Here is a 25,597-nt window from a genome sequence, read left to right as displayed (position 1 = left end):
CCGCCCACCTCAGGCAGGTGAGAAACCGCTTACTTCCCTAGCGGTTCCGCGGACTCCGTCTCCAGCACGCAGTGCGTCCCCCGGTAGATGGTCGGCATGCACTTGTTGCAGTGCACGCACAACGACCGTGCTCCCGACCGCAGGCGCAGTGGCAGGTCGGGTTCACGCAGGAGCGCCCGGGCCATCGCGACGAACGCGAAGCCGTCGGCCATGGCCTGCCGCATCGTCTCCAGCCTCGTGATCCCGCCGAGCAGGATCAGCGGCAGGCTCAGCGCGGCGCGGAACTGGCGGGCCCGGTCGAGCAGAAACGCCTCCTGGAAAGGGTATTCGCGGAGGAAGGCACCGCCGGCGGCCCGGATGCCCCACCGCAGCGGCCGCGGGAACTGGGCGGCGAACTCCCGCAGCGGCGCGTCTCCGGTGAAGAGGTACATCGGGTTCAGCAGCGAACTGCCCGCGGTCAGCTCCAGCGCGTCCAGGGCGCCGTCCGCCTCCAGCCACCGCGCGACCTGCAGGCTCTCGTCCAGCCAGAACCCGCCCGGCACGCCGTCGTCCATGTTGAGCTTCGCCGTGACGGCGATCCGGTCCCCCACCGCCTCGCGGACCGCCCGCGCGACCCGCAGCGCCAGCCGGGCGCGGTTCTCCAACGACCCGCCGTAGGAGTCCCGCCTGCGGTTCAACCTCGGACTGAGGAACGAACTGACCAGGTAGTTGTGTCCTAAGTGGACTTCCACGGCGTCGAAACCGGACTCGGCGGCCAGGCGTGCGGCCGTCGCGTGTGCCCGCACGAGGCGGTCCAGATCGTCCACTGTGGCCGCTCGCGTCATCCGCATCCCCAGTGGGTTCGGGAAACGCCCCGGCGCCAGCGCGGGCGCGCGGTTCGACGCCGCGTTGGCGACCGGGCCCGCGTGCCCGATCTGCGCGCTCACCGCCGCCCCCTCGGCGTGCACCGCGTCGGTGAGCCTGCGCAGCCCGGGCACCGCCTCGTCGCGCATCCAGATCTGGTGCCGGTCGGTGCGCCCTTCCGGCGACACCGCGCAGTACGCCACCGTCGTCATCCCCGCACCGCCGCGGGCCACCCGCCGGTGGAACTCGATCAGGCGGTCGGTGACCAGGGCGTGCGGCGTGGCACCCTCGAAGGTCGCCGCCTTGATGATGCGGTTGCGCAGCCGCACCGGCCCGAGCGTCGCGGGCGCGAAGACGTCGGTCATGATCCCTCCAGTCCCGCGGTGACGAACCCCCGCAGGGTCTCCACCGGCACCTCGGCCGGCATCCCGTCGCCGAAGAACTGCAGCACCAGGGTGAAGGCGAGCAGCCACCGGTGCGCCGCGGCCTCGCCCGACAGCTCCGGCCGCGCCGCCCGCAGCAGCTCGATCCACGGACCGAGGCCGAACCACCGCGACGTCCACGCCTGCTCCCGCCGGTCCAGCACGAACCGGGCCAGCAGCCGCAGCCGCAACTGTCCCACCGGGTCCGCGGCCAGCTCGGCCAGCGGCGTCACGATCAGGTCGACCAGCTCCGGCACCGCCGGCACCCAGCCGGTACGCCGCCGCTCGGCGACCTGGTCCAGCCGTTGCCGCCAGACCGGCGCGAGCCGTGCCTCCAGCAACGCGGCGATCAGCCCGTCCTTCGACCCGAAGTGGTAGTGCACCGCCGCCGGATTCATCCCCGCCGCGCTGTTGACGGCCCGGACGGAAACCCCGTCGTAGCCAGATTCCAGCAGCAGCCGCTCGGCCACCGTCAGCAGCCGTTCGCGCGTCGCCGCGTCCGTCCTCGTCACCTACCCATGGCAGCACACTTCCAGCACTGATTCAATCACTGATTGACAGCGGTGGGCATGTCGAGAAGGCGAGGCCGCAACACCCCTACCGAGATCAACGCGGACGCGCGGGACTCCCCCGACGTCCGGGCTACAACACTCCCGCGTGCGCGGCCGCGGGCTTCTCCAGCGTCTTCAGCGCGCTCACCAGCGGCGCCAGTTCGGGGCGCTCCTCCGCTTCGGCGAGGGCCGTGGACAGAATCGCGTCGTGGGTGGGCTTGGCGGCGTCGAGCAGCGCGCGACCCGCCTCCGTCACCTCGGTGTAGATCCCGCGCCGGTCGTCGGGGCACAGGCAGCGCTGCAGCAGGCTCCGGTCCTCCAGGCGGGTGACCAGGCGGGTGGTCGCGGACTGGCTCAGCACGACGGCACTGGAGAGCTGGTTCATCCGCAGGTGGAACCCGTCCTGCCGGGACAGCACCTCCATCACGGTGTACTCGCTGACGGAGAGCTGGTGCTCGCGCTGCAGGGCGCGTTCGAGCCTGTCCTCGATCAGCGCGTGCAGGGCCGCCAGGGTCCGCCAGCCGTGCGCGCGGGCTTCGACCGCATCGTCGGGCAGTACCACGAAGTTCACCCCTTCCGTTCTCCCCCAGGTTAACGGTCATCGTCCGGCTTACCCCGCCTGTTACCCGCGTGCGCAACAAATGTGACCTACGTTACCCCGCTTGCAGAGGTAGCCCGCGTGTGCAACCATTGCAGACGCCGTACGAAGGTGGACACCAACACTGCGACGGAGGGTTTGACCATGCCTATCGGCCTTCTCGCCCTCGCACTGGGGGGCTTCGGCATCGGACTCACGGAGTTCGGGATAGTGGGCCTGCTTCCGGAGATCGCCGGGGACTTCCACGTCTCCGAGCCGGTGGCCGGCTACCTCGTTTCCGGGTACGCGCTCAGCGTGGCGCTGGGCGCGCTCGCGCTGACGGTCGCGATCACCCGCTTCGACCGCAAGAAGGTCCTGCTCTCGCTGATGGTCCTGTTCATCGCGGGCAACCTGATCTCGGCCATCGCGCCGACGTACTCGGTGCTGCTGCTGGGCCGGATCGTCGCCGCGCTGTGCCACGGCGCGTTCTTCAGCGTCGGCGCGGTCGTCGCCGCCGACATGGTCGCCGAGAACCGGCGGGCGGGCGCGATCTCGCTGATGTTCGGCGGGCTCACCGTGGCCAACGTCCTGGGCGTCCCGCTCGGCACGTTCCTCGGCCAGCAGCTGGGCTGGCGCTCGACGTTCTGGGCCATCACGATCATCGGCCTGGTCGCGCTGGCCGGTATCGCGCTGCTGGTGCCGTCGGCCCCGGCGCCCGCGGGCACCAGCCTGCGTGGCGAGCTGGGCGCGTTCCGGCGGCCGCAGGTGTGGATCTCCGCCGCGGTCAGCGTGCTCGCCTTCGGCAGTGTGGTCGGCGCGTACACCTACATCGCCTTCACCCTGACCGAGGTCAGCCACTTCGCCACCAGCACCGTGCCGTGGCTGCTGATCCTGTTCGGTGCGGGCACCTTCGTCGGCAACTTCGTCGGTGGCAAGGCCGCCGACCGGGCACTGAACCCCGCGCTGGCGACGCTGCTCGCGCTGCTCTCGGTGGTGCTGGCCGTGTTCGCCCTGACCGCGGGCAACAAGATCATGACGATCGTGTCGCTCCTGCTGATGGGCACCGTCGGCCTGGCCACCGCGCCCGGCCTGCAGCTGCGGACGATGAAGCACGCGCAGGACGCGCCGACGATGGCCTCCGGCGCCAACATCGCGGCGTTCAACATCGGCAACGCGATCGGCGCGTGGCTCGGCGGCCTGGCGCTCGGCGCCGGCTTCGGTTACGTGTCACCACTCTGGGTCGGCGCGGGGCTCGGTGTCGCGGGGCTCGCGGTACTGGCCGCCGGGTCCGTGCGGTCCCGCCAGCCGGCCTCCGGCGGCACTTCCGCGACTGCCGTCGCAGCGAACTGAAACAATTCCGGCAATTTCCCCCACCCCGGGTTCCCGGCATCTTTCCTGATGCCGGGAACCCTTTTTTTCTCATTTGAGCGCACCCGGTCCGGTGGTCTTGACCACTGCCGTTTTCCGCGCTTCAATGGATGTCGCGGCGAGGAGTCACCACGCTGGTGTGGGGCTGCCGCCGTGAGCGTTACCGATCCTCGCGAGCCCGGCCGCGGCCACACGCCGCCCCCGGACGTTCCAGCCGCGCCGGACCACCGCATTCGCGCCCGGTCATCCCGGGCGCGCCGACGACCCGAAAACCGGCGGAGACCCCGCCGCGCACAGCCTGGAAGAGATGACCGGAAATGTTCTCCTCGCTTCCCCACGAGAATTCCTTCCGTTATTTCCGAGAGCGTTCACGCCGCCGGAACGAGGTCCTGCGGAAGATACCCGCGAAAACCGGGCAGGCCCGTCTCGTCGGATTCTTTCCCGGACTCGGCAGCCGGTCGGCGTACCAAGATCTCACCGATTCTCCGCTGAATTCCGGCAGCGCCGAGGTGGCCGCGCTCGCGCGTGAAGCCGCGGCGGCGCTGGGCCTGTCCGATCCGCGGAAACTGCTGCTGGTGCCGGAGAACCTGCCGGAACGCGGGCTCGCGCGCCAGGGCTTCCTCGGTGCCGCGTTCCTGGCCCACAACCTGGCGCTGGAGGCGCAGTTGCGGGCGGCTGCCGAGGAGCGGGGCGGGCCGTTGAGCTTCCTGGCCTACACGGGCGAGAGCTTCGGCGCCCTCGCGGCCGCCGTGGCCGGTGGCGCGCTGTCGGTGCGGGACGGTGTCCTGATCGCGCACGCGTTCACGCCGCTGATGCTCGTGGCCGCCGAGGGTGGCGCGCACGACGACCCGCTCGCGAACGAGCTGCGCCGCTTCCTGCCCGACGCGGTCCGCGCGGAGCCGCTCGTGCCCGAGCCGTACCACGTCGTGGGCCTGCGGGCCGAACCGGATGACCTGTCCGCGGTGCTGCACGAGGTCGCGAAAGCGTTTTCCGAAGCCGACGTCGAGGTGCACAAGCTGTACTCGCCGCGGCAGACGAACGTCTACGTACGGGCCGGTGCCCGTGCCGAGTTCGAGGCGTTCCTGCGGAACTTCCCCGCCGTACGGGCGGAAGAGCTGAAGCCCCCGACCACGTTCCTCGCCCACTCACGCCGCCTGCGGGCCGCCAGGCCGGCGCTGGAGCGGTTCCTCGACGAGCACGGCGTGGTCTTCCGGGATCCGCACACCCCGGTGGTCTCGAACTCCGGCGCCGGGCTGCTCACGACGGCCGCGCAGGTGCGGGACGCGGTGCTCGCGCTCACCGACGAGGTGATGGCGTCACGCACCACCGTCGAGACGGTCGAGAGCCTGCAGCCCGACGCGATCCTCGAACTCGGGCTTGGTCACAAGTCCCTGGACCTGTTGGCGGACAACGGGATCGAGACACCGGCACTCGCCTACACCGGCGCGGCGGCCGAGGCCGACGTCCTGCTGCGCACGGTGAGCCTGACGGGCGAGCTGCTCGACGGCCTGCGGCAGCTGTACGCGCCGGGCCGCCGGGTGGAGCCGCGCCACCACGAGACGCTCCGGACGCTCGTCGGACTGGCCGCGGAAAGCGCTTTCACCGAACAGTACGTGCGCCGGACACTGACCCGCACCATCGCCGACGAGATGCTGCGCCCGGAGCGCGGCGCGGCGCCGGCCTTCTACCAGTTCCTGGAAACCTGCCAGCACACGTGGAACTTCCAGGACCGGATCGACGCCGCGAAGGGTGAGCTGGTGCTGCGGGCCCGGCTCAAGAAGCGGCTGACCGGCGGCCCGGACCAGGTGGGCAGGGCCTACACCGAGCTGGAGGTCCTCGACGCGACGGGCACCGTCAGCGTCCGCGACACCACCGACACGACCCGGCCCGAGGTGGTGGTGTGCCACTTCGACGGCCTGCCCGGCCTTTCCGGTGACGAGCTGGCCCGCCGCGCCCGGCCCATGCTCGACAGCCAGCCGCTCGCCGCGGAGATCGCCGACGAGCTGGTGCGCCACGGGGCCGACCCGGCCGAGCCCGCGCTGTGCCGCCTCGGCTACCAGTACACGCTGTTCCACCTGCTGCACCTGCACCGGCCCGCGTTGTTCGCGCAGAGCGACTACTACCTCGCGGGCGCGGACCCGCTCGGCTGGCTGGTCGCGCTGGCGGCCGCCGGAGCCGTGCCGCTGGAGGAGATTGTCGAGCCCTACGCGCTGTGCCTGCGCGGCGCCGCGCGAGAGGTCGTCGAGTCCGCTGTGGACCGGATGATCCTCTCCCTCACCTCGGCCGAGCTGCCCGTCGTGTCTCCGGACGGCGTGCCCCTGCGGTCCAGGAAGGACCTCGAAGCGGCCACCCGGGCCGTGTTCGCCGGGAAGGCGCTGACGGAACCGGTGCGGCGCCTGCACCTCAACGGCAACTGCGAGGTCCTCTCGCTCGGCTCACCTCTCGACCCCGGCGACGTCGACACCGGTGGCTACGAGACCGCCGCTGTGTCCATAGTGGACCCGGAAGAGATCTGGCAGCGGCGCCTGAACCCGGCCCTCGACGCGTTCGAGGACCGCTGCGTGTTCACGCTCACCGACGAGAACGAACGCGTGGTGCGGTACGCGCAGAGCCGCCGCCTGCTCAGCAGCACCGTGCACGCCTACGTCGAGGCCGGGGAACGGATCACCGGTTTCGGCAAGGGCGGCAGCGAGTCCATGACGATCTTCCTCGAACGTGACGGCGGGGACGGGGTCACCGTCCGCAAGATCCTCAGCGAGGCGCTGACCACCGCGCGCTGGAACCCGGACGGCAAGGGCGTGATGCTGCCGCCGTTCGCCAAGGCCCGCAAGCAGGCGGAGTACCTGCAGGCGCTGCCGGAGCCGGTGCGCCGGTACTTCCCGGAGGTGCACCGGGTGGTGGAACGGGAGATCCCGGCCGCGTCCGGCGGGACGGCCAGGGAGGTCATCTGCGAGATGGCGTACGTGACCGGCGCGGAGGTGAGCCGGTTCGTCGAGCGGCACTCCCCGCCGCCCGCGGTGATCGCCCGGCTGTACGAGCAGATCTTCCAGGTGCTGCACCGGAACGTGCACCCGGTCAACCGTGCCCCGGCGCCGGGCGGCACGCTGGAGGAGTCCTACTTCCGCAAGATCGAAGACCGGCTCGCGCTGTGCCGCCGCACCGCGCCCGCCACGTTCTCGCCCGAGCTGCTCGACACCGAGCGGATCCTCATCGACGGCGTGTCCTACCTCAACCACGGCGCCCTGCTCCGGCGGTTCCGCGAGCACCCGGAGTACCGCGAGGTGCTGGAGCCGCGTTACCACGGCCTCGTCATGGGCGACACCAACACCGAGAACATCAAGATCGGTGACGTGGAGCCGTTGCTGCGCGCGCAGCGGCTGATCGAGGCGAACGCACCGCGCGAGGCCGTCGACAGGGCGCTGGCCGACATCACCGCGGACTCCCTCGGTATCAAGTTCCTCGACCCGCGCGCGATCGGCTACGCCACCGACGGCGCCGCCACGCGTGACGACGCCATGTACGACAACAAGCCGTGGCACAACTCGCTCGGCCATTACGACGAGATCCACTTCGAACAGTTCCGGCTGCGCGTGGACACCGGGCCGGGGCGGACGCCCAGCGTGGACGTCGAGTTCCTGCCTGGCAACGCCTACCAGAAGGCGTACCGGGTGCGGGACGTGACGGCCCGCGGCGGCCGGGTCGACCACGCGGACCCGCAGGGCATGGAGGACTTCTTCGCCCCCGTGATGACCGCCGTGTACGGACTGGACGATCCGGACTCGCCGTACCTGCGGGACGACCCGTACTGGCTGGTGCGCTTCGTGTTCCTGATGGGCACGCACTTCACGGCGATGCCGCCGTACCACTTCCAGGCCGAGCTCGACGGGACGCTCACCGACACCTACCAGACCCAGCGCAGGCCCGTCGCCATCTACTGCGAGGGCATCAAGTGGCTCAACTGGGCGCTGGAGATGCTGGAGGGGCGGCGCACGGAGTTCCTCGGCCTCGCCGTGCCCGCGCTGCCGCACCTGGCCGGGCAGTCCCGCCGCGACCTCGACGACGAGGGGTCGTTCAGCCTCGTCGGCGCGTGAATTCCGTGTTCTCCTTGGAGGTTCCCCATGACACCACCCGTGACGGGACTGGCGGACCTGACCGCGGAGTCCCGCATGATCGCCACGCCGTGGAGCCGGATGGTGCGCGGCATCGGCCTCGGGCAGTACCCGGTCGAGTACGACCCGGTGGCCGCCGCCCGCATCCGTGACGCGTTCGGCCGGCTCACGGCGAAGACGTCCGGCGCGTACACGCGGTTCTCGCGGCTGCTGGCGGAGCTGGTCCTGGACGTCGCCGACCCGTCCTCCGGCGCCGACGTCGAGAAGGCGCTCGGGCCCGTGCTGGAGGCGGCGCGCGCGGAGCGCAACCCGTACTGGCGGCTGATGGCGGGCTGCATCCTGATGGACGCGTTCGCGAAGCTCGGGCTCGACTCCTCGCTGCTGGGCGGGCTCCCCGCGGAGGTCCTTGCGGTCCTCGACGAGATCGAGCCGAACCAGATCAAGGACGAGAACCAGGGCCGCCACGGCGACTACGAGCGGTTGTCGGCGTCCACCGCCGTGTTCCTCGCGCTGGGACAGCTGGGGCTGGCGGACCGGCTGGTTTCCGGGCCGCGCAACCACGTCCGGGAGGCGCTGGCGCTGCTCGACCGCGTGCCCGCGCCGTTCTTCCGCGGCCGCGGCGGGTCGATGCTGTTCTCGGTGCTGTCGCTGCTGGGCTTCGACTCGCTCGCGCTCGACGGGGAACGCGACCACCTGCGGGAGGTGCTGGACTACCTCGACCGGGCCGACGAGCTGAACCTGCCGCCCGCGTTCCCGCAGCCGATGTCCCCGGCTTTCCCGAAGGTGTACCCGCTGCTGACGATGCTCAACGCCATCGCGATGACCGGCCGCGAGGAGTACCTGACCTACGGCCGCGACCGGCTCGCGGAGGCGAAGGAGCTGCTCGGGGCGCTCGGGCCGGTGGAGCGGACGCACATGGGCCTGTACTACCTGGTGGCGCTGCACAACCTCGGCCGGCTGGACGAGCAGGTGCCCGACCTCGGCACGTTCGTCACGGAGCTGGTCGGGCAGTGGCGGGACATCGACCCCGGCGAGAACTTCTTCCTGCACGGGATCGCCTACCCGTACCTCATCGAGACCGCGATGGTGACGGGCCGGACCGAGCTGCTCACCGGCGAGCTGCTCGACCGGCTGGCCGACGCGTTCCCCAGCCTCGACCGGACCCCGCTCGACCGCGCCAACCGGCCCTACCCGTTCAGCTACGCGCTGAACATGTTCGGCGAGATCGGGGCCGCGGACCGGTTGTTCACCCCGCGCGCCCGGTACGGCGGTCGTTCGCCGGTGGAGTGGGTGATCGAGCACCTGTCCGAGGACGCGCGCGAGGAAGGCAGCCGGCTGTACATGCTGGACCACGCGCTGGTCAGCTACGCGCTGCGGCTGCGGGGCGCCGGCCGTGGGGAGACGGAACTGTTCCGCTCCTTCCGGTTCCGCCTCGCCGAGGAACGGGTACCGTCCTGAGTGGACAGCAGTGGGGGCTTTCCCGGAAGGAAGGCCCCCACTGTCAGCGGATCACCTGTGCCAGGAAGGCGTTCCGCTCGGCCTGGTGGGCGTAGTCCGCCGGGTTCCGGACGCACTCCGGGCACCAGTGGCCCGCCCGCAGGATGAGCCGGGGACTGCCGGGGAAGGTGTGCCCGAAGGCGCATCGCCACCGCAGCGGGGTTCGCACATCACCGGGAACCAGGTTCTCCGACAGCAGTTCCCCGCCGCGGAAGGCGGCGGCCTTGGCCAGGTCCCGCACTGTCCACTGTGCTGGGTCGAGGTCCTCGTCGTAACCGTGGTCGAGGTGGGCCGGGGTGCGGGACGGGCTCGGTTCGGCGAAGTCCGTCCAGTCGCCGACGACGTCCGCGCCGAAGTAGGCGTCGAGGCGTTCGGTGTCGTTGTCCCGCAGCCAGGCCATCGTGCCGCGCGGATGCCGGGTCAGCGGGCCGAGCAGGAACTTCTTCACCAGCCACGGCGGGACCTTTCCCGCCAGCCGTCCGATCGGCGGCACCGCCCGGGCGAGCGCTTCCGCGAAGGTGTCCTGCCGGAAGGGGACCAGCTGGTCGAGCCGGTCGGAGTCGGTGAACCAGTGGCCGTGGAAGTTGCGCGTGGCGAACCAGCGCCGCTCGTACCAGCGGCGCACGTCCGCCACGCCCAGCGCCCCCATCAGCCGGACCAGGAACTCCCAGTTCGTCAGCCGCCAGGCCTCGCCGCCGCCGATGTTGTAGACCCCGCCCCACACCTCCGGCGGCGCGCCGGCCTCGCAGATCCCCGCGACCAGCCGCGCCGAGTCCTCCGCCGACACCCACTCCATCACCCCGCCCAGCGGGGTGTGCGTGATGATCGGGTCGCGGACCTTCAGCAGGCCCGGGTGGAAGATGCCGGTCTGCCGCAGCCACACCCAGCGGTTCAGCCCGGAGTCGACCACCTCGCGTTCCGCGGCGACCTTGCTCTGCCCGTACTCGTCGTACCGGGACACCCGCAGCGGGTCCCCGACCCGGCCCCAGTGCACGGGCGGGTTGCGGTCCCCGGTCTCGGCGACCGATCCGGCCGCCACGAGCCCGATCGCGTCCGGGTCCGGCTGCGCCCGGATCGCGCGGACGAGGTTGCGGGTGCCACCGACGTTGACGCGGTGGGTCAGCTCCGGCAGGTCGTCGGCCAGCGGCGACACCACCGCGCCCAGGTGCACCACGTAGTCGGCGCCCCGCACGGCCGCCTCGACCGTCCGGTAGTCGGTGAGGTCGCCCTCGGCCACGCGCACCACGTCCCGGTACCGCCGCAGGACCGCCCGTTGCCGGTCGCCCGGCAGCACGAGCGCGACCACCTCGAACCGGTCGGCCCGGCGCGCGAACTCGGCGAGCACGGCGCGGCCCCAGTTGCCGGTGGCGCCGGTGAGCAGTACCCGCTTCCTGATCATCGGACCCAGTGTGACGCACGCCGGGAAGGGGCGCATGGTCGCCCGCATCGGGGGTAGTTTGCCCGCGGTCGCCGAACTGGAGGTTTCCCCATGCCCCTCGCCCATCCCTCGCACCCGCAGGACGGTCCGCGCGAGAACGTTTCGGTGAATCCGGTCTTCACGCGCGAACCGGTCACCATTCCCCGCGGGCGGCTGCCCGAGGGCGAGCTCGACCACGAGACCGCCTACCAGGTCGTGCACGACGAGCTGATGCTCGACGGCAACGCGCGGCTCAACCTGGCCACGTTCGTGACCACGTGGATGGAGCCCACGGCCCGTGACCTGATGGCCGAGTGCTTCGACAAGAACATGATCGACAAGGACGAGTACCCGCGCACCGCCGACCTGGAGCAGCGCTGCGTGAAGATGCTCGCCGACCTGTGGCACGCCGAGGACGCCGTCGGCTGCTCCACCACCGGATCGAGCGAGGCGTGCATGCTCGCGGGGCTCGCGCTCAAGCGGCGCTGGCAGCACCGCCGCCGCGCCGCCGGGCTGTCCACCGACCGGCCGAACCTCGTGATGGGCATCAACGTCCAGGTGTGCTGGGAGAAGTTCGCGAACTACTGGGACGTCGAAGCCCGCCTGGTGCCGATGGACGGCGACCGGTTCCACCTCACCGCCGAGGAAGCGGTGAAGTACTGCGACGAGAACACCATCGGCGTGGTCGCGATCCTGGGCTCCACGTTCGACGGCAGTTACGAGCCGGTGGCGGAGATCTGCGCCGCGCTGGACCGGCTGCACGCCGAGCGCGGCTGGGACATCCCGGTCCACGTGGACGGCGCGTCCGGCGCGATGATCGCGCCCTTCTGCGACCCGGACCTCGACTGGGACTTCCGGCTGCCGCGGGTCGCGTCGATCAACACCTCGGGCCACAAGTACGGCCTCGTCTACCCGGGCGTGGGCTGGATCGTCTGGCGGGACGCCGAAGCGCTGCCGGAGGACCTGGTGTTCCGGGTGAACTACCTCGGCGGCGAGATGCCGACCTTCGCGCTGAACTTCTCGCGGCCCGGCAGCCAGGTCGTGGCCCAGTACTACAACTTCCTGCGCCTCGGCCGGGCCGGTTACACGCGGGTCCAGCAGTACTGCCGCGAGGTCGCGGTGAGCCTCGCCGAGCGGATCGCCGCACTGGGCCCGTTCCGGCTGCTCACCGACGGACGACAGCTACCGGTGTTCGCGTTCACCCTCGCGGAGGGCGAGACCGGCTACTCGGTGTTCGACGTGTCCGCGGCGCTGCGCGAGCAGGGGTGGCTCGTGCCGGCGTACACGTTCCCGGCGCACCGCGAGGACCTGGCGGTGCTGAGGATCGTCGTGCGCAACGGCTTCAGCCACGACCTGGCGGACCTGCTGGTGGACGCACTGGAACGCGTCTTGCCCCGGCTGCGCAACCAGGACAAACCCCAGCACGGCAAGGAAAGCGCCTCCTTCTCCCACGGCGCCGGGGAACGGGGATAGGTGTTGTCATGTTTTTGTCCTGGGCAGGAGGGAGGCGTGAAATTATTCTGCTGGCGTGACAGCTCACGACGAAACGCCCGCCGAAATCGTCGAGCTGGAACGAGTCGTCCAGGCTGCCGTGGAGGAAATGAGCAAGAGCGATTACCTCGACCCGTCCGGTGCCCGTGAACTGCTGGCGGAAACAGCGCACCACCGGGCGTTCGTCAGCAGCTCGACCTCGATGGTCGACATCGCTGCCGGAGCGAAGCGGTTCACCTGGCCGCCCGAACTGAACGAGGCGCAGCGACGCGAAACCGTCGGCCGGTTGCTCGGTGGCTGTGGAATCATCGTCGAGTACGCCGGGGACTTCCGGTTCGCCCGGCCGGAGGTCGAGGCGTACCTCGCCGCCTGGCAGGTCGTGCGGCGGCATCCCCGCGGGCCCCGCCGCTGGGATCCGCGGACCTGGAAGTACCTGGCGCCGCAACCGACGTGGCCTTGGCCCGGCTCCGAAGTGCACCTCTTCCTCGCCGCCCTCTGGTGGCCGGGCGCGCGGACGGCCGTGGAACGACAGCTGGCGCGGTTGCTGCACGAGCGGTACCGCGACCCGAACGTCCACTTCGTCCTCGAGCTGGTCCGGCGCAACCTGCTGCCGGGCAGCGATCTGGGGCCACGGACCGCGCGGCTCCTGCGCGAGGCGCTCACCGGCGACCGGCTGGACGAGCAGGACTGGGCGAACACCGCCGGCTGGCTCCACCAGCTCGATCCCGAGAACGCCGTCGCCGAACTCGAAACCATCGTCCGGTTTCCCCTGCCTGGCACCTCGGATCGGCGGAGGCTGCTGGCCACCACCTGGCTCCTGAAGCACGTTCCGGACCGCGGCCGCGGAAGCCTCGAAATCCTGGCTGCCAACCTCTGCGGTCCCCCACCGGAACGGTTCGAAGTGGCGAGAGCGATCGCCGACCTCGATCCCGCGCTGGGGGTGCGGGTGCTGCTGCAGCTCGCGAACACCCCCGACATGCACGACCTGCGAGCGGACGCCGCGATCGCCAGCGGCCGGCCCGGGGTCATGGCCGAACTCGTCGAGCACGGGCGAGGTCTGTCCGATGAGGCCAGGCTGCGGTTGATCTCCGAGCTGCTGACGCGTGATCGCGCCCGGGGAGTGGCGGCGGCCCAACGGTTCGCCGCCACCGCCGCCGCGGCAACCCGGCTCCGGGTCGCGGAACTGCTGAAGCCCCACGACGCACGGGAAGCGCTACGCATCGCGAACGCCGTCGCTTGGCCGCCCGATTCCGTGGTCGACGGCGGCACGCGGTTCGGCGCGGTGATCCTGATCGGAAAAATCGATCCCGCAAAGGCGATCCCCGCGCTGGAACAGCTGTCGGCCACGGCGTCCGTGCCCGCGGAAATCCGGCTGGACGCGGCGACGTACATCGTGACCGAACACCAGGGACCGGTCACCGCACTGGTGAAACTCGCCCAAGCCACGGACGTGTCACGGACTCACCGGGCCCGCGCCGCCCAGCAGGCCGGGAGGATCGAGCCGGAAACCGGGGCGCGGTTGCTCGTCGCCCTCGCGGAAAGCGCTCCCTTGGACAGCAGCCGGCTGGACCTCCTGAAGAAGGCGCACGCACTGCACCCGAAATTCGCCGCGGAGACACTCGCGAAGCTCGCCGGGAACAGGCGCGCCCCAGGCAGGCTTCGGATCCAGGCCGTCGATCTCGCCGGTCCCGCGCTCGGCAAGCCCCGGCGGCTCGCCCTCTACAGCGAGATCGCCGCCACCGCCGACGACGAGACGGCCTTGGCCGCGGCCCGGAAAGTCCTCGCGGCCGACCCGGGCCAGGGGCGGCGCCTGATGGCTGCGCTGGCTGCGAGGACGACGGCAAGCTTCCCCTACCGCTTGGCCGCCGCGCAGGAAGCCGGCCGCGAAGCGATGGGTTCGCTTCGCGAGCTGTCCACCACCGCTCGCCCGGAAACCCTTCGGCTGGAAGCCGCTCAGGCGCTCGCGAAATTCGACCAGTCGAGCGCGAAGTCAGCGCTCAAGGGCTTGGTCAAGCGCAACCAGGGCCAAATCCGGATCGACGCGGCCCTCTCCCTGACCGGAACATCCGCGGTGGACGCGCTGACGAGAATCGCCTGTGACCGCCACGAGAAGGACACTTTCCGCCTGGAAGCGGCACTGGAGGCCAAGAAACTCGAGCAAAAACGGGGCCGTCAGCTCTTGCGTGACTTGGCCGGCAACCCCCGCAATTCCCGGGCACTTCGAGAGGCCGCACAAAGACACCTCAAGAAGTGATTTTCAGCCCGGCCGGATGGCGTCGACCAGGGTGCGAACCAGTTCTTCCACGCTGACCTGCCACTGGTCCTTCGCCAGGTGGCCGCTGAGTTCCATGCCCGCGATGCCGTGTGCGCTCGACATCAGCAAGGCGCCGTAGCGAAAGGCGTCCGGCTCGCCGACCACGTCCGTGACCAGGGTGAGGAACTCGTTCTCCAGGCGGGTCGCGGCCTCGGCGGCCGCCGGGGTGCCCGCCGGGGTGCCGAACATCAGCGCGTACCGGTGCGGCCGGCGGCGGGCGACCTCGATGAGCGCCAGGATCGCCCGCTCCAGCCGCGTTTCGGGAGGAGCATCCGCGAGGTCCGCGCGAAGCTGCGCCACGTCGTCGGCCAGCGAGCTCCACGTGTCGATGGCGAGCTGGGTCAGCAGATGGTCCTTGTTCTCGAAGTGCCCGTAGGGCGCGCCGCGCGAGACGCCGGCCCGGGCTCCCACCTCGCGGAGGGTCACGGCGCCGGGCCCGCCTTCGTCGAGCAGCTCGGCCGCCGCACGGACGAGAGCCCGGCGCGTGGCCGCTGCGCTCTCGGTTCGTTTCACGCGGCCGAGTTTACTTGACAACGTCAGCTGAATGGGAAACAGTAGTTCACATGACAGTGTCACATGAAACTCGCCTGTACGACCGCGCCGAGATCAGCGACGTCCAGCTCCGCTACGCCACCGGGACCGACTCCCGCGACTGGGAGCTCTTCCGCAGCTGTTTCACCGACGAGGTCGAAGTCGACTTCAGCGAGGGCTTCGGTCAGCCCGTCGTGCGCCTGAACGCCGACGACTGGGTGCAGAGCACCGCGCCGAGGATGGAGTCCTTCACGGCGACGCACCACATGATCACGAACCTGGCCATCACCTTCGACGGCGACGATCACGCCACCTGCGTCGCCTACCTGCGGGCCACCCACCACCTCCCGAACAACACCGGCGACAGCGACCAGACCGTGTACGGGTACTACACGAACCGCTTCGAGCGCACCGCCAGCGGCTGGCGGATCGCCGGGCTCAAGCTGACGACGCGCTGGATGACCGGGAACTTCGGCATCTTCCAGAGCGCGCTGGCTTCCTGAAGCCACGGCACCAGCCCACTGCCACCCGCCGCTGGCTCAAGCCGCCACCTTCACCAACCCCGCGAACCAACGCCCGCCCCGTTCCGCGAACCACCGCGGTACCAAACCACTTGCACCCACCACCTCACGCAGCGATTCCACCCCCAGCCACGCCCACGCGAACCACTCCCCCGGCGGGTGGCCGTCGCCGGTGAGGCGGACGTGGCCCCGTCGCAGGCCGGTGCCCGGGCGCTCCACCTCGACCAGCGCGGTGCCACCGGGCGCGAGCAGCTCGCCCACCCGGTGCAGCAGGGCGCCGGGATCACCGCCGATGCCGATGTTGCCGTCGGCCAGCAGGGCGTGCCGCCAGCGACCCTCGCCGGGCAGGCGGTCGAACAGGTTCCGGCACACCGCCGCGGCGCCGCGCCCGCGGGTGAGCGCCACCGCGACCGGCGAGATGTCGACCCCCAGCGCGGGTATCCCGCGGTCGGTCAGCGCCGCCGTGAGCCTGCCGGGGCCGCAGCCGAGGTCGACGGTCGGTCCGGTGCACCTGCGCAGCAGCAGCTCGTCCCCACCGTCCGAAGGCGCCCACCACCGGTCGACCGGCAACGAGATCCGCGATCCGTCACCCAGCTCCAGGCACACCCGCCTGCCCAGCAGGCCCGGCTCGAAACCGGTCAGCACGCGACCACGTCCGCGACCGCGGCGGCGAACCTCGACCCGGGTACGCTCACGGCCAAGGCTCGCGCATCGGCCCAGTTGTCCACATCGGACAGAATGGGCAGCGCTCCCACGCGGTTTCCCCGGGCACGCAGGGCCCCGAGGGTGCGGGAACCGGTGTCACCACGTGACATCGTTACTGTCGCGAGGCACCCGGCGGCGGCCGGGTCGTTGAGGCCGAGACACCACCAGCCACCGTCGACGGCGGGGCCGAGCACCGCGTCGAACGACGCCAGCTCGGCGAAGGCGTCGGTCAGCAGCCCGGCCGTGACCTGCGGGGTGTCCATCCCGATCTGCACGACCGGCGCACCGGGGTACCGGGCGGCGACGTCCGCGTGCGCGTGGGCCAACCGGGCCGGGAAGTCCTCGCCGCGCTGCGGAAAGATCTCACAGCGCGACAACATGGCGTGCAATTCGGAGGCGCGCTCGCCCTCGGTGGGATCGCCGTGCAGGGCCACCAGCACGCGGCTGTCCGGAGTGGACAGTGCGGTGGCCAGGGTGTCCAGCAGCGCGGCGGCGGCGATGTCGGCGGCCTGGTGCGGCGTCACCGCCGGGGTGAGCCTCGTCTTGACGCGTCCGGCCACCGGGGCTTTGGCCACCACGAGCACGATCCGCGTCACCGCAGCACACCCGCCATGTCGCGGATCGCCCGCATGGTGCCCCGCACCGAGCCCGACACCTTGCTCTTCGTGCCCGCGGCGCGGGGCCCGTAGGAGACGGGCAGTTCGATGATCCGCCAGCCCGCCGCGCCGGCGCGCAGCAGCACCTCCAGCGGGTAGCCGAACGCCCGGTCGCGCACCCCGAGCGCCAGCAGATCCACCCGCCGCCCGACGCGCACCGGCCCGATGTCGGTGACCACCACCCCCCGACGGCGCAGCAGGGCGGCCAGCACACGGTTCCCCGCACGGGCATGCCAAGGCCACACGCCAGGGCGCACCGGGCGGCCGTCAGTCACCGGCAGATCCTCGCGGCGCAACAGAGCCGCCACCGCAGGGGGCCGCACAGCACGACGCACCGGGTCGCCGTCAGTCACCGGCAGCCCCTCGCGGCGAAACAAGGCCGTCAGCGCGCCGTTCCCCGCACGGGCAGGCCAGGGCCGCATGTCACGCCGCACCGGGTCGCCGCTGGTGTCGCGCCGCTCCCGGCGGCGCGGCAGCACCGCCCACGCCCCGCCGCCCGCACGGGCAGGCCGAGACCACAACCCACGCCGCACCGGGGCAAGGTCGGTCACCGACGGCACCCGGTCTCCGGCGCGCACCGGGTCGCCGTCGGTCACTGGCCGCCCCCGGCGGCGCGGCAGCACCGCCCACGCCCCGCCACTGGCACGAGCGCGCCGAGGCCGCGCCTCACCCCGCACCGGGCGCCGTGCCCCCACCACGAGCGTTCGCGGGGCGACCTGCGCCACCAGCGCGGGGAGCTCCGCCCCGTCGAGGGAACCGTCCGCGTCCAGCACGCACACCACTTCCGCCGTCGCCAGCTCCAGTCCGGTGTGGACAGCGGCGCCGTAGCCACGGCGGGGCTCGTGCGCCACTTTCGCCCCGTGGGCGGCGGCGATGGCGGGTGAACCGTCCGTCGAGCCGTTGTCCACCACGATCGCCCGGTACCCCTCGGGGATGCGGGCGAGCACACCGGGCAGCGCGGCGGCCTCGTCGAGACAGGGCAGGATCACGTCGACACTGGGTTCGGGCTTCACGCCGGTCACCGTAAATCCACAGTGGCCGGTCGAGAACCCTTGTCCTCCTTACCGATTCATGACGCACACCCAAGTCTTACGGACTTCTGACAGCTCCGCCCGGACCCTGGCGCGCCGTCGCGCCCCGGCACTACCGTCGCCCCGGTGACCACCGTCCGCACCCGTGCCCGGCGCGGGGATCTCCTCGCCGGCGGTGCTGTCGTCGTGCTCGTCCTGGCCGCGGTCGCCGGCTGCCTGTGGTGGAACCCCGGCCGCCAGCTCGGTCCCACCGCCTTCGCCGGGGCGAACCCGCGGTTCGGTGAATGGCCGATCCTCGGCACGTTCCTCCCCCACGCCGGGCCCGCCACCGTCACCACGGCGTTCATCGCGCTCGCCGTCGTCCTGCACGGCCCCGCGTTCGCGGAACGGCTGCCCTGGCGCCACGCCCTCGCGGCGACCTACGGCTCCGCGGTCGCGTGGACCTTCTCGCTGGCGCTGATCGACGGCTGGCAGACCGGCATCGCGGGACGGCTCACCACGAGCGCCGAATACCTGTCCGAGGTACCCGGCATCACCGATATCGGGGTCATGCTGCACACGTTCAGCGACCGCATCCTCGACTTCCGGCCCGGCTCCTGGACCACCCACGTCTCGGGCCACCCGCCCGGCGCGACGCTGGTGTTCGTGTGGCTGGACCGCCTCGGGCTCGGCGGCGGCGCCGCGGCGGGCGTCGCGTGCATCCTCGTCGGCGCGCTCGCCGCGGTGGCCGTGCCGGTGACGCTGTCCGCGCTCGGCCGCCGCGACCTGGCCCGCGCGGCCCTGCCGTTCCTCGCGCTGTTCCCCGGCGCGGTGTGGGTCGGGGTGTCGGCCGACGGGCTGTTCACCGGCGTCACCGCGCTCGGCATCGCGCTGCTCGCGCTCGGCTGCACCGGGCGCCTGGCCTGGGCCGCGGTGGCGGGCCTGGTGCTGGGCTTCGGGATCTTCCTGTCCTACGGGCTCGTGCTCGTCGGCGCGATCGCGCTGGCGGTGGTCCTGGTGACGCGGCGGTGGGCGGCGCTGGCCGTGGCGCTGGCGGGCGCGCTGGCGGTGGTCGCGGGCTTCACCGCCGCCGGGTTCTGGTGGTTCGACGGATATCACCTGGTCGTGGAACGCTACTACCAGGGCATCGCTACAGTCCGTCCCTACGGCTACTGGGTGTGGGCGAACCTGGCGTGCTTCGCGCTGGCCACCGGTCCGGTGGTGGGGCCGGGCCTGCTGCGGGTGGTACGCGCGCCGCGGACGGGGCTGGCCGCCGTGGTCGCCGGAGCCGTCGTCGCGGTCGCCGCTTCGGACCTGTCGGGCCTGTCGAAGGCGGAGGTCGAGCGGATCTGGTTACCGTTCGCGGTGTGGCTGGTGGCCGCGGGCGCGCTGCTGCCCGCCGCGTCGCGGCGCTGGTGGCTCGCCGCGCAGGCGGCGACAGCGCTCGCGGTCAACAGTCTCGTGCTGACCAACTGGTGAGGTGGGAATGCGGGTCCTCGTGGTGGACGACGACGTGACGGTGCGGGACGTGGTGTGCCGGTACCTGGAGAAGGCCGGGTACGAGGTCGCGGTGGCGGGCACCGGCGAGCAGGCGCTGGCCGCGTTCGCGCGGCGCCCGCCGGACCTGGTGGTGCTCGACCTCATGCTGCCCGGGATCACCGGGCTGGAGGTGTGCCGCCGGCTGCGCCGGACCAGCGCCGTGCCGGTGGTCATGCTGACCGCGCTCGGCGAGGAGGAGCACCGCATCGCGGGCCTCGAACTGGGCGCGGACGACTACGTGGCCAAGCCGTTCAGCCCCCGTGAGCTCGTGCTCCGGGTGGCGTCGGTGCTGCGCCGCGTGAAAGTCGCGCCCGCGGTGTCCACTGCGCCGGTGACCGACGGCGACCTCGAAGTCGACCCGGGAGCGCGCAAGGCCGCGCTGCGCGGCACCGAGCTGGCGCTGACCGGCCGCGAGTTCGACCTGCTGCTGTTCCTGGTGACCCACCCCGGCACGGTGTTCACCCGGGAGCAGCTGCTGGAACGGGTGTGGGGCTGGAACTTCGGCGACCAGTCCACTGTGACCGTCCACGTGCGACGGTTGCGGGAGAAGGTGGAACGCGACCCCGCGAAGCCGGAGCGCATCGCGACCGTGTGGGGTGTGGGCTACCGCTACGACCCGCGGGGCTCCCGGTGATCGATCCACACGAGCCGTGGGCCGCGATGGTGCAGCACGCCCTGCACATCCTGCCGGTGGCGCTGGCGCTGGTCCTGCCGGTGGTCGCGGTCGGCGCGCTGCTGCTGCGCCGGACCCGGGCGCTGGGCACCACGATGACCCTGCTGGTGCTGATCCCGCTGGTCGCGCTGCTCGCCGGGGTGCTGGGCATCAGCGGGTTCATGTTCACCAGCACGCTCGCCACGATGGTGCTGGTGTGCCTGCTGGTGGCGCTCGTCGTGGTGCCGGTCGCGCTGGTGATCGGGCGGCTGACCGCGCGCCGCACCGTGTGGGAGCGGGAGGCCCGCGAGCGCGAGCGGGCCGCGGAGGCGTCGCGGCGGGAGCTGGTGGCGTGGATCAGCCACGACCTGCGCAGCCCGCTGGCGGGCATCCGCGCGATGGCCGAGGCGCTCGCCGACGGGGTCGTGGCCGAGCCGGACGAGGTGGCGGGCTACGCGGCCCGGATCGGCAGCGAGACCAGCAGGTTGTCCGGGATGGTGGACGACCTGTTCGAGCTCTCGCGCATCACGGCCGGGGCGCTGAGCCTGACCATGGCGGCGGTCCCGTTGCGCGAGGTCGTCGGCGACGCGCTCGCCGCGCAGGCGCCGGTCGCGCTGCGCAAAGGAGTCCGCGTGCTCGCGGACGCGCAGGCCTGGCCGACGGTGCTGGGCAGCGACACGGAACTGGGTCGCGTGGTGCGCAACCTGCTGGCGAACGCGATCCGGCACACGCCGCCGGACGGCACCGTGACGGTGCGCGTGGACCGCGACGGAACGGACGCGGTGCTCGCCGTCGACGACGCCTGCGGCGGCATCCCGGACGCCGAGCTGGCCCGGGTCTTCGACGTGGCGTTTCGCGGCGCCGCGGCCCGCACCCCGGAGTCGGGCGACCAGCCCGCGGGCGCGGGTCTCGGTCTGGCGATCGCGAAGGGCCTCGTCGAGGCGCACCACGGGCGCATCGACGCGCACAACCACGGGCCGGGCTGCCGCTTCGAGGTCCGGTTGCCGCTCGCGGCGGGGTGAGTTCAGCCCAGCGCGGCTGGTTCACGCAGCCGGACGGCGGCGCGCCACCGACGACCACATCGACATCCGGTCGCCACCCGCGGCGGGGTGAGTTCAGCCCAGCGCGGCTGGTTCACGCAGCCGGACGGCGGCGAAGTGGGTGCCCACCGACCACCGCTTCGAGGGGGCGGTTGCCGCTCGCGGCGGGGTGAGTTCAGGCCAGCACCGCCGGTTCGCGCAACCAGACGGCGGCGAAGCAGGCACCACCGACCACCCGGCGGCTCGTCCACCTGCACAACCACGGGCCGGGCTGCCGTTTCGAGGGTCGGTTGCCGCTCGCGGCGGGCGAGTTCAGGTCAGCGCCGCCGGTTTCGCGCGGCCGGACGGCGGCGGAGTGGGTGCCACCGACCACCACTTCGAGGGCCGGTCGCCCCGCGGCGGGGCCAGGTCAGCCCAGCGCCGCCGGTTCGCGCAGCGGGTCGTGTGCGAACGCGGCGATGCCCTCGGCGAAACCGACCTCCGCCCGGAAGCCCAGCAGCTCCACCGCCCGGCGGGGATCGGCCACCACGTGCCGGACGTCGCCGGAGCGGGCGCCGCCGATCACCACGGGATCCGGGCCGCCGCACGATCTGGCCAGTTCCGCCGCCAATTGGCCGACCGTGTGCGGCTCGCCGGAGCACACGTTGACCGGCACGAGCGCGCCCGGCTCGCCTGCCTGCTCGACGGCCAGTGCGTTGGCCAGCGCGACATCCCGCACGTGCACGAAGTCCCGCTGCTGCTGCCCGTCCTCGAGAACCGTCGGCGCTTCACCGCGCGAAAGGGCGGAGCGGAACAGCGACGCGACCCCGGCGTACGGCGTGTCGCGTGGCATCCGCGGCCCATACACGTTGTGGTACCGCAGCGCCCACACCTGTCCGCCCGTCTGCCGCGCCCAGGCCGACGCGAGATGCTCCTGCGCCACCTTCGTCGCGGCGTAGGTGCTGCGCGGGTCGACCGGCGCGTCCTCCCCGACCAGCTGCCAGTCGAGCGCGCGGCCGCACTCCGGGCACGGCGGCTCGTAGCGGCCGCGGGCGACGTCCTCCCGGCTACGTGGGCCCGGCCGCACGACGCCGTGTTCCGCGCACGCGTACCGGCCCTCGCCGTAGACGACCATCGACGACGCGAGCACGAGCCGCCGGCGGCCGGACTCGTGCATCGCGGCGAGGAGGACGGCGGTGGCGTAGTCGTTGTGCGCCACGTAGAGCGGGCCGTCCGACGGGTCCAGCCCGTGCCCCACGACGGCGGCCTGGTGGCACACCACGTCACAGTCGCGGACGAGCTTTCCGACCAGCTCGGAGTCCCGGACGTCCCCGTGGACGAAGTTCTTCCCCACGGTCCACTGTGGAGCGCCGCAGCCACCATGTGCCTTGTCCAGCAAGCTGTCCAGCAGGCACACCTCGTGCCCGCGTTCGGCCAGCACGTCCGCGACGTGGGAGCCGACGAACCCGGCGCCGCCCGTGACGAGCACCTTCACGAATCCTCCTCCACCCACCGGGCGCGCAGCGCACGCACGGCGTAGACCAGTCCGGACAGCACGAACATCGCCAGCACCAGCCACAGCCAGCGCCCCAGGTAGGGCTGCTGGGTCAGCCCCGTGGCGGCGAGATGGGTGTCCCCGCCCTGGCGCACGATGCCCGGCAGGAACAGGACGAACGTCAGCCCGGCGCCCAGCAGCGGCAGGCGCAGGTGGTTGACCACCCGCATCGGAGCCCGGCACAGCAGCCGGTCGGCGAGCGCGGCCAGCGGGAACAGCACGAAGTCGTGTGCCACCGCCGCACCGGCGAACCAGACGAGAATCGTGAACAGCGCGGGATCGCCGAGCAGGAACGAAGCCGCGTACGCGGCGAGCGCGAGGCACGCGAGCAGCACGAGCAGGTGCGCCGGGCCGGCGCCGTACAGGCGGGTGAAGGGCTTCACGGGGTCCTCCGGAATTCGATCGACCGGACCCATTTCGTGCACCGCACGCCGGGCAGCGCGGGCACGATGATCCGGGCCGGGAAACCGTGGTCCGGGCTCAGGTCCGCGCCGTTGACCCGCAGCGCGAGCACCGCGTCCGGGTCGGCGACCTGGCCGGCGTTGAGGATCGCCTGCGCGAAGGGACCCTGTTCGACCGAGGTCACGAGCGCCGATTCCGGCTCGGACACGCCGGCCAGCTTCGCGAGATCCCGCAGCGGCACGCCCGTCCAGGTCTGCACGGTCGACCAGCCTTCGACGCACGCGATCGGCAGCCGCGCGGTGTGCTGGGGCAGCGCGAGGAGCTCGTCGCGAGTGAGGTTCAGCGCGCCGAGGGTGAGGCGCCAGTCCTCGCCGACGACGACGCGGGCTGCGGCCGCCGTGCGGTTGACGGGAAACCCGTTCGGCCCGTCCCCCGGCTGTCTGCCGCGGGGCAGCAGGAACGCGAGGTCCCGCAGCGGGCCGCCGATGGTCTGTCCCGCGGTGAGCACGCCGACCAGGAGCACCCCGCCGCCGACCGTCGCGAGCGCGCCGCGTCTGCTCATCGTCGCCGGTGCGGGATCCTCGGCCTTCTCGTCCGCCCGGGACCCCCGCAGCGCGCGCACGGCGGTGGGCAGCTTGAGCGCGACGTGCGCGATGAAGGAGGCGAGGAACACCCAGGCGCCGAGGTAGTGCCCGGTGTAGAAGCTGAACCCGAACGCGTAGTCGTACTGGATGTTCAGCACGCCGGTGACGATCTCGAACAGGATGCTGCCGACGAGCAGCAGCAGGGTGAGACGTTCGAGCGCCTGGGCCGGCGACGAGATCGGCGGCCACGCGAACAGCTTCGGGATCACCGACCACAGCTTGGCGAGCACCACCGGCACCAGGACCAGTCCGAGGCCGACGTGCAGGCCCTGGGTGAGGCGGAACAGCCAGGCGGGCCGGGTGGGCCAATCGAACACCGGCAGGTGCAGCAGCCCCACGTCGGCGGGAATCCCCTGGTGCGGCCCGTAGGCGACGTAGTCGAGCAGGCCCGTGACGAGCACGACGGGCAGGCAGGCCAGCAGAACCACGCCGAGGACGGAGGTGAGCCACGGACCGCGCAACGGACTGCGGAACCGCGGACGAAAGCTTCGCACGGGCCTGATGCTAGGGACGCCGGGGAGGCGGGGTAAGCGGTTCGGTGACGTGGTGAGGATTCCGTAAGGGTTGAGTGTCCATTGCGGACCGTTGAGCCGTTGCCCCGGGTGCGTCCCGGGAGGGGTGAAACGCGCAGGTCGCCGGGGTCTCGCCGTCCCGGTTTTGCCGGGATGCGTTGTGGCTCGCGACGTCGTCCGGCCAGGCTGGCGGTGGGGAGCAACGAGAGCCGAAGGAGAGGACGATGGGGTTCAGGAAGACAGCGGCGACCATGGCGGCCGTGGCGGTGGCCGCGCTCGCGACGGGTGGCACGGCGGCCGCGGCGGGCAGCGGGCCCGGCGTCGCGTGCCCCGCAGGATACCTGTGTCTGGTGCCCAGCTCGGGCGCGCCCGTGGAAACAGTGCCTTCCGGGGAGAGCCGGGCGTATTCACCGCCGCTCGTGGTGCGCGCGCTGGTCAACAACACGACGCTGAACTACTGCATCTTCAGCGAGGCCAGTTTCGGGCTTCCGCCGCAGACCAGCGTGACCCGGACCGCCACCGTGCGCGCCGTCGAACCCGGGACCGTGTGCCCGCTCTGACCGCGGATCACGACTGGACGGCGGCCATCGTGCGAGCCGGCGCCGCCGCGATGAGTCTTCTCCGCCGCAGCGGTCTGTACCGGCAGGAGCAACCGCTGAGGAGAAGTCATGGGCACCGTGATCATGCACAACGTCGTGTCGGTGGACGGTTTCATCGCCGACCCGCTCGACGACGTCGGACCGCTGTTCGACTGGTACTCCAACGGGGACACCGAACTCGTCGACGGCGGCCCGTTCCGGGTTTCGCGCCGCTCGGCCGAGTACGTGCGGCCGATGTGGGCGAGCATCGGCGCGATGGTGATCGGGCGGCACCTGTTCGACCTCACCAACGGCTGGGAGGGCACCCCGCCGGCGGGGGAACACGTGGTCGTCGTGTCGCACCGGCCCAAGCCGGAGGGGTGGCATCCCGAGGCGTCGTACCACTTCGTCGACGACGTGGCGAAGGCGGTCGCGAAGGCCCGGGAACTGGCGGGCGAGCGCGTCGTCGCGGTGGCGGCCGGGGACGTCGGCGGTCAGGCGCTCGCCCTCGGGCTGGTGGACGAGGTGGCGATGGACGTGGTGCCGGTGGTCTTCGGCCGGGGCAAGCGGTACTTCGGCGGGGTCGACGCCCAGTACCTGCTGGAGGACCCGCACCTCGTGCTCCAGGGTGACCGCGTGCTGCACCTGCGCTACCGGGTGCGCCGCCTGTGAACTCCGGCGGCC

General features: G+C 71.9%; 21 protein-coding genes and 2 pseudogenes. 11 read left to right on the top strand and 12 right to left on the bottom strand.

Going from position 1 to position 25,597, the window contains the following annotated elements:
- Positions 1–29 precede the first annotated feature (29 nt).
- The 3 genes from FHX82_RS19200 to FHX82_RS19190 form a co-directional block, all read right to left on the bottom strand.
- Positions 30–1,208: an NADH:flavin oxidoreductase gene (locus FHX82_RS19200; RefSeq protein WP_145934162.1), complete on the bottom strand. Its 1,179-nt coding sequence runs from the start codon at positions 1,206–1,208 to the stop codon at positions 30–32.
- Positions 1,205–1,777, bottom strand: a complete 573-nt coding sequence (locus FHX82_RS19195) for a TetR/AcrR family transcriptional regulator (protein WP_145934163.1) — start codon at positions 1,775–1,777, stop codon at positions 1,205–1,207. Before FHX82_RS19195 ends, FHX82_RS19200 begins: the two co-directional genes overlap by 4 nt.
- A gap of 130 nt (positions 1,778–1,907) precedes the next feature.
- A complete protein-coding gene (locus FHX82_RS19190) occupies positions 1,908–2,378 on the bottom strand; it encodes a MarR family winged helix-turn-helix transcriptional regulator (RefSeq protein ID WP_145934248.1) in 471 nt (156 codons plus the stop codon).
- Positions 2,379–2,558: 180 nt separating this feature from the next.
- On the opposite strand from FHX82_RS19190, the gene FHX82_RS19185 reads away from it, so the two are divergent.
- The 3 genes from FHX82_RS19185 to FHX82_RS19175 all read left to right on the top strand — a co-directional run bounded on the left by FHX82_RS19185 (position 2,559) and on the right by FHX82_RS19175 (position 9,328).
- Positions 2,559–3,743, top strand: a complete 1,185-nt coding sequence (locus FHX82_RS19185) for an MFS transporter (protein WP_145934164.1) — start codon at positions 2,559–2,561, stop codon at positions 3,741–3,743.
- A 527-nt stretch (positions 3,744–4,270) separates the two neighbouring features.
- The gene (locus FHX82_RS19180; RefSeq protein ID WP_221216163.1) at positions 4,271–7,852 is read left to right on the top strand and encodes an ACP S-malonyltransferase; all 3,582 of its coding nucleotides are present in this window, start codon (positions 4,271–4,273) and stop codon (positions 7,850–7,852) included.
- Between the two features lie 27 nt (positions 7,853–7,879).
- Positions 7,880–9,328, top strand: coding sequence for a hypothetical protein (locus tag FHX82_RS19175; protein WP_145934165.1), 1,449 nt, complete (start codon positions 7,880–7,882; stop codon positions 9,326–9,328).
- Positions 9,329–9,371: 43 nt separating this feature from the next.
- Here the strand turns inward: FHX82_RS19175 and FHX82_RS19170 are convergent, their stop codons facing one another.
- On the bottom strand, positions 9,372–10,766 hold the full coding sequence (locus FHX82_RS19170) for an NAD-dependent epimerase/dehydratase family protein (protein ID WP_145934166.1): 1,395 nt from the start codon (positions 10,764–10,766) through the stop codon (positions 9,372–9,374).
- A 90-nt stretch (positions 10,767–10,856) separates the two neighbouring features.
- Between FHX82_RS19170 and gad the strand changes: the two genes are divergently transcribed.
- Positions 10,857–12,257 carry a glutamate decarboxylase gene (gene gad / locus FHX82_RS19165; protein ID WP_145934167.1) on the top strand — a complete coding sequence of 467 codons (1,401 nt, stop codon included), beginning with the start codon at positions 10,857–10,859 and terminating at the stop codon, positions 12,255–12,257.
- Between the two features lie 55 nt (positions 12,258–12,312).
- Positions 12,313–14,529 (top strand): hypothetical protein, encoded by a 2,217-nt coding sequence (locus FHX82_RS19160; protein WP_145934168.1) that lies wholly within the window; start codon positions 12,313–12,315, stop codon positions 14,527–14,529.
- 3 nt (positions 14,530–14,532) lie between these two features.
- Here the strand turns inward: FHX82_RS19160 and FHX82_RS19155 are convergent, their stop codons facing one another.
- Positions 14,533–15,102, bottom strand: a complete 570-nt coding sequence (locus FHX82_RS19155; protein ID WP_145934169.1) for a TetR/AcrR family transcriptional regulator — start codon at positions 15,100–15,102, stop codon at positions 14,533–14,535.
- A 50-nt stretch (positions 15,103–15,152) separates the two neighbouring features.
- Here FHX82_RS19155 and FHX82_RS19150 point away from each other — a divergent pair, with 50 nt between their 5' ends.
- Positions 15,153–15,623, top strand: a complete 471-nt coding sequence (locus tag FHX82_RS19150; RefSeq protein WP_145934170.1) for a nuclear transport factor 2 family protein — start codon at positions 15,153–15,155, stop codon at positions 15,621–15,623.
- Between the two features lie 36 nt (positions 15,624–15,659).
- Here FHX82_RS19150 and FHX82_RS19145 read toward each other — a convergent pair whose 3' ends face one another.
- The 4 genes and pseudogenes from FHX82_RS19145 to FHX82_RS19130 form a co-directional block, all read right to left on the bottom strand.
- Entirely contained in the window at positions 15,660–16,283 is a 624-nt protein-coding gene (locus tag FHX82_RS19145) for a methyltransferase domain-containing protein (RefSeq protein WP_145934250.1), read from the bottom strand.
- Complete coding sequence (locus tag FHX82_RS19140; RefSeq protein WP_145934171.1) at positions 16,280–16,942, bottom strand: TIGR04282 family arsenosugar biosynthesis glycosyltransferase; 663 nt, start codon at positions 16,940–16,942, stop codon at positions 16,280–16,282. The genes FHX82_RS19145 and FHX82_RS19140 overlap by 4 nt, the downstream gene beginning before the upstream one ends.
- Positions 16,939–17,268: pseudogene (locus FHX82_RS19135) on the bottom strand (glycosyltransferase family protein); the annotation flags it as partial. The gene FHX82_RS19140 and the pseudogene FHX82_RS19135, both read right to left, overlap by 4 nt.
- A gap of 294 nt (positions 17,269–17,562) precedes the next feature.
- Positions 17,563–17,991: pseudogene (locus tag FHX82_RS19130) on the bottom strand (glycosyltransferase family 2 protein); the annotation flags it as partial.
- Positions 17,992–18,159: 168 nt separating this feature from the next.
- On the opposite strand from FHX82_RS19130, the gene FHX82_RS19125 reads away from it, so the two are divergent.
- Genes FHX82_RS19125 through FHX82_RS19115 form a run of 3 tightly spaced genes read left to right on the top strand, consistent with a single transcriptional unit; the run spans position 18,160 to position 21,225 of the window.
- Positions 18,160–19,491 (top strand): hypothetical protein, encoded by a 1,332-nt coding sequence (locus FHX82_RS19125; protein ID WP_145934172.1) that lies wholly within the window; start codon positions 18,160–18,162, stop codon positions 19,489–19,491.
- A 7-nt stretch (positions 19,492–19,498) separates the two neighbouring features.
- A complete protein-coding gene (locus FHX82_RS19120) occupies positions 19,499–20,185 on the top strand; it encodes a response regulator transcription factor (protein ID WP_145934173.1) in 687 nt (228 codons plus the stop codon).
- Positions 20,182–21,225 (top strand): sensor histidine kinase, encoded by a 1,044-nt coding sequence (locus tag FHX82_RS19115; RefSeq protein WP_145934174.1) that lies wholly within the window; start codon positions 20,182–20,184, stop codon positions 21,223–21,225. Before FHX82_RS19120 ends, FHX82_RS19115 begins: the two co-directional genes overlap by 4 nt.
- A gap of 427 nt (positions 21,226–21,652) precedes the next feature.
- On the opposite strand, the gene FHX82_RS19110 is transcribed toward FHX82_RS19115, so the two are convergent.
- Genes FHX82_RS19110 through FHX82_RS19100 form a run of 3 tightly spaced genes read right to left on the bottom strand, consistent with a single transcriptional unit; the run spans position 21,653 to position 24,317 of the window.
- Positions 21,653–22,717: an NAD-dependent epimerase/dehydratase family protein gene (locus tag FHX82_RS19110; protein WP_145934175.1), complete on the bottom strand. Its 1,065-nt coding sequence runs from the start codon at positions 22,715–22,717 to the stop codon at positions 21,653–21,655.
- Positions 22,714–23,160: a hypothetical protein gene (locus FHX82_RS19105; protein ID WP_229880613.1), complete on the bottom strand. Its 447-nt coding sequence runs from the start codon at positions 23,158–23,160 to the stop codon at positions 22,714–22,716. Before FHX82_RS19105 ends, FHX82_RS19110 begins: the two co-directional genes overlap by 4 nt.
- Complete coding sequence (locus FHX82_RS19100) at positions 23,157–24,317, bottom strand: molybdopterin-dependent oxidoreductase (protein ID WP_145934177.1); 1,161 nt, start codon at positions 24,315–24,317, stop codon at positions 23,157–23,159. The genes FHX82_RS19105 and FHX82_RS19100 overlap by 4 nt, the downstream gene beginning before the upstream one ends.
- A 242-nt stretch (positions 24,318–24,559) precedes the next feature.
- Here FHX82_RS19100 and FHX82_RS19095 point away from each other — a divergent pair, with 242 nt between their 5' ends.
- Together FHX82_RS19095 and FHX82_RS19090 are read left to right on the top strand one after the other, a co-directional pair.
- Complete coding sequence (locus FHX82_RS19095; RefSeq protein ID WP_145934178.1) at positions 24,560–24,895, top strand: hypothetical protein; 336 nt, start codon at positions 24,560–24,562, stop codon at positions 24,893–24,895.
- 108 nt (positions 24,896–25,003) lie between these two features.
- Positions 25,004–25,585: a dihydrofolate reductase family protein gene (locus tag FHX82_RS19090; protein ID WP_145934179.1), complete on the top strand. Its 582-nt coding sequence runs from the start codon at positions 25,004–25,006 to the stop codon at positions 25,583–25,585.
- Positions 25,586–25,597: the final 12 nt, after the last annotated feature.

This window comes from Amycolatopsis bartoniae (assembly GCF_014191255.1).
Taxonomy (GTDB): domain Bacteria; phylum Actinomycetota; class Actinomycetes; order Mycobacteriales; family Pseudonocardiaceae; genus Amycolatopsis_E; species Amycolatopsis_E bartoniae.
The sequence above is the reverse complement of the archived record's forward strand: the minus strand, read 5'-3'. Positions and strand labels throughout refer to the sequence as shown.

Excerpts from the sequence above, each read along its gene's own strand:
- FHX82_RS19200 (WP_145934162.1), bottom strand. The coding sequence starts at position 1,208 with ATGACCGACGTCTTCGCGCCCGCGACGCTCGGGCCGGTGCGGCTGCGC.
- FHX82_RS19185 (WP_145934164.1), top strand. The coding sequence starts at position 2,559 with ATGCCTATCGGCCTTCTCGCCCTCGCACTGGGGGGCTTCGGCATCGGA.
- FHX82_RS19175 (WP_145934165.1), top strand. The coding sequence starts at position 7,880 with ATGACACCACCCGTGACGGGACTGGCGGACCTGACCGCGGAGTCCCGC.
- FHX82_RS19170 (WP_145934166.1), bottom strand. The coding sequence starts at position 10,766 with ATGATCAGGAAGCGGGTACTGCTCACCGGCGCCACCGGCAACTGGGGC.
- gad (WP_145934167.1), top strand. The coding sequence starts at position 10,857 with ATGCCCCTCGCCCATCCCTCGCACCCGCAGGACGGTCCGCGCGAGAAC.
- FHX82_RS19150 (WP_145934170.1), top strand. The coding sequence starts at position 15,153 with ATGACAGTGTCACATGAAACTCGCCTGTACGACCGCGCCGAGATCAGC.
- FHX82_RS19120 (WP_145934173.1), top strand. The coding sequence starts at position 19,499 with ATGCGGGTCCTCGTGGTGGACGACGACGTGACGGTGCGGGACGTGGTG.
- FHX82_RS19095 (WP_145934178.1), top strand. The coding sequence starts at position 24,560 with ATGGGGTTCAGGAAGACAGCGGCGACCATGGCGGCCGTGGCGGTGGCC.
- FHX82_RS19090 (WP_145934179.1), top strand. The coding sequence starts at position 25,004 with ATGGGCACCGTGATCATGCACAACGTCGTGTCGGTGGACGGTTTCATC.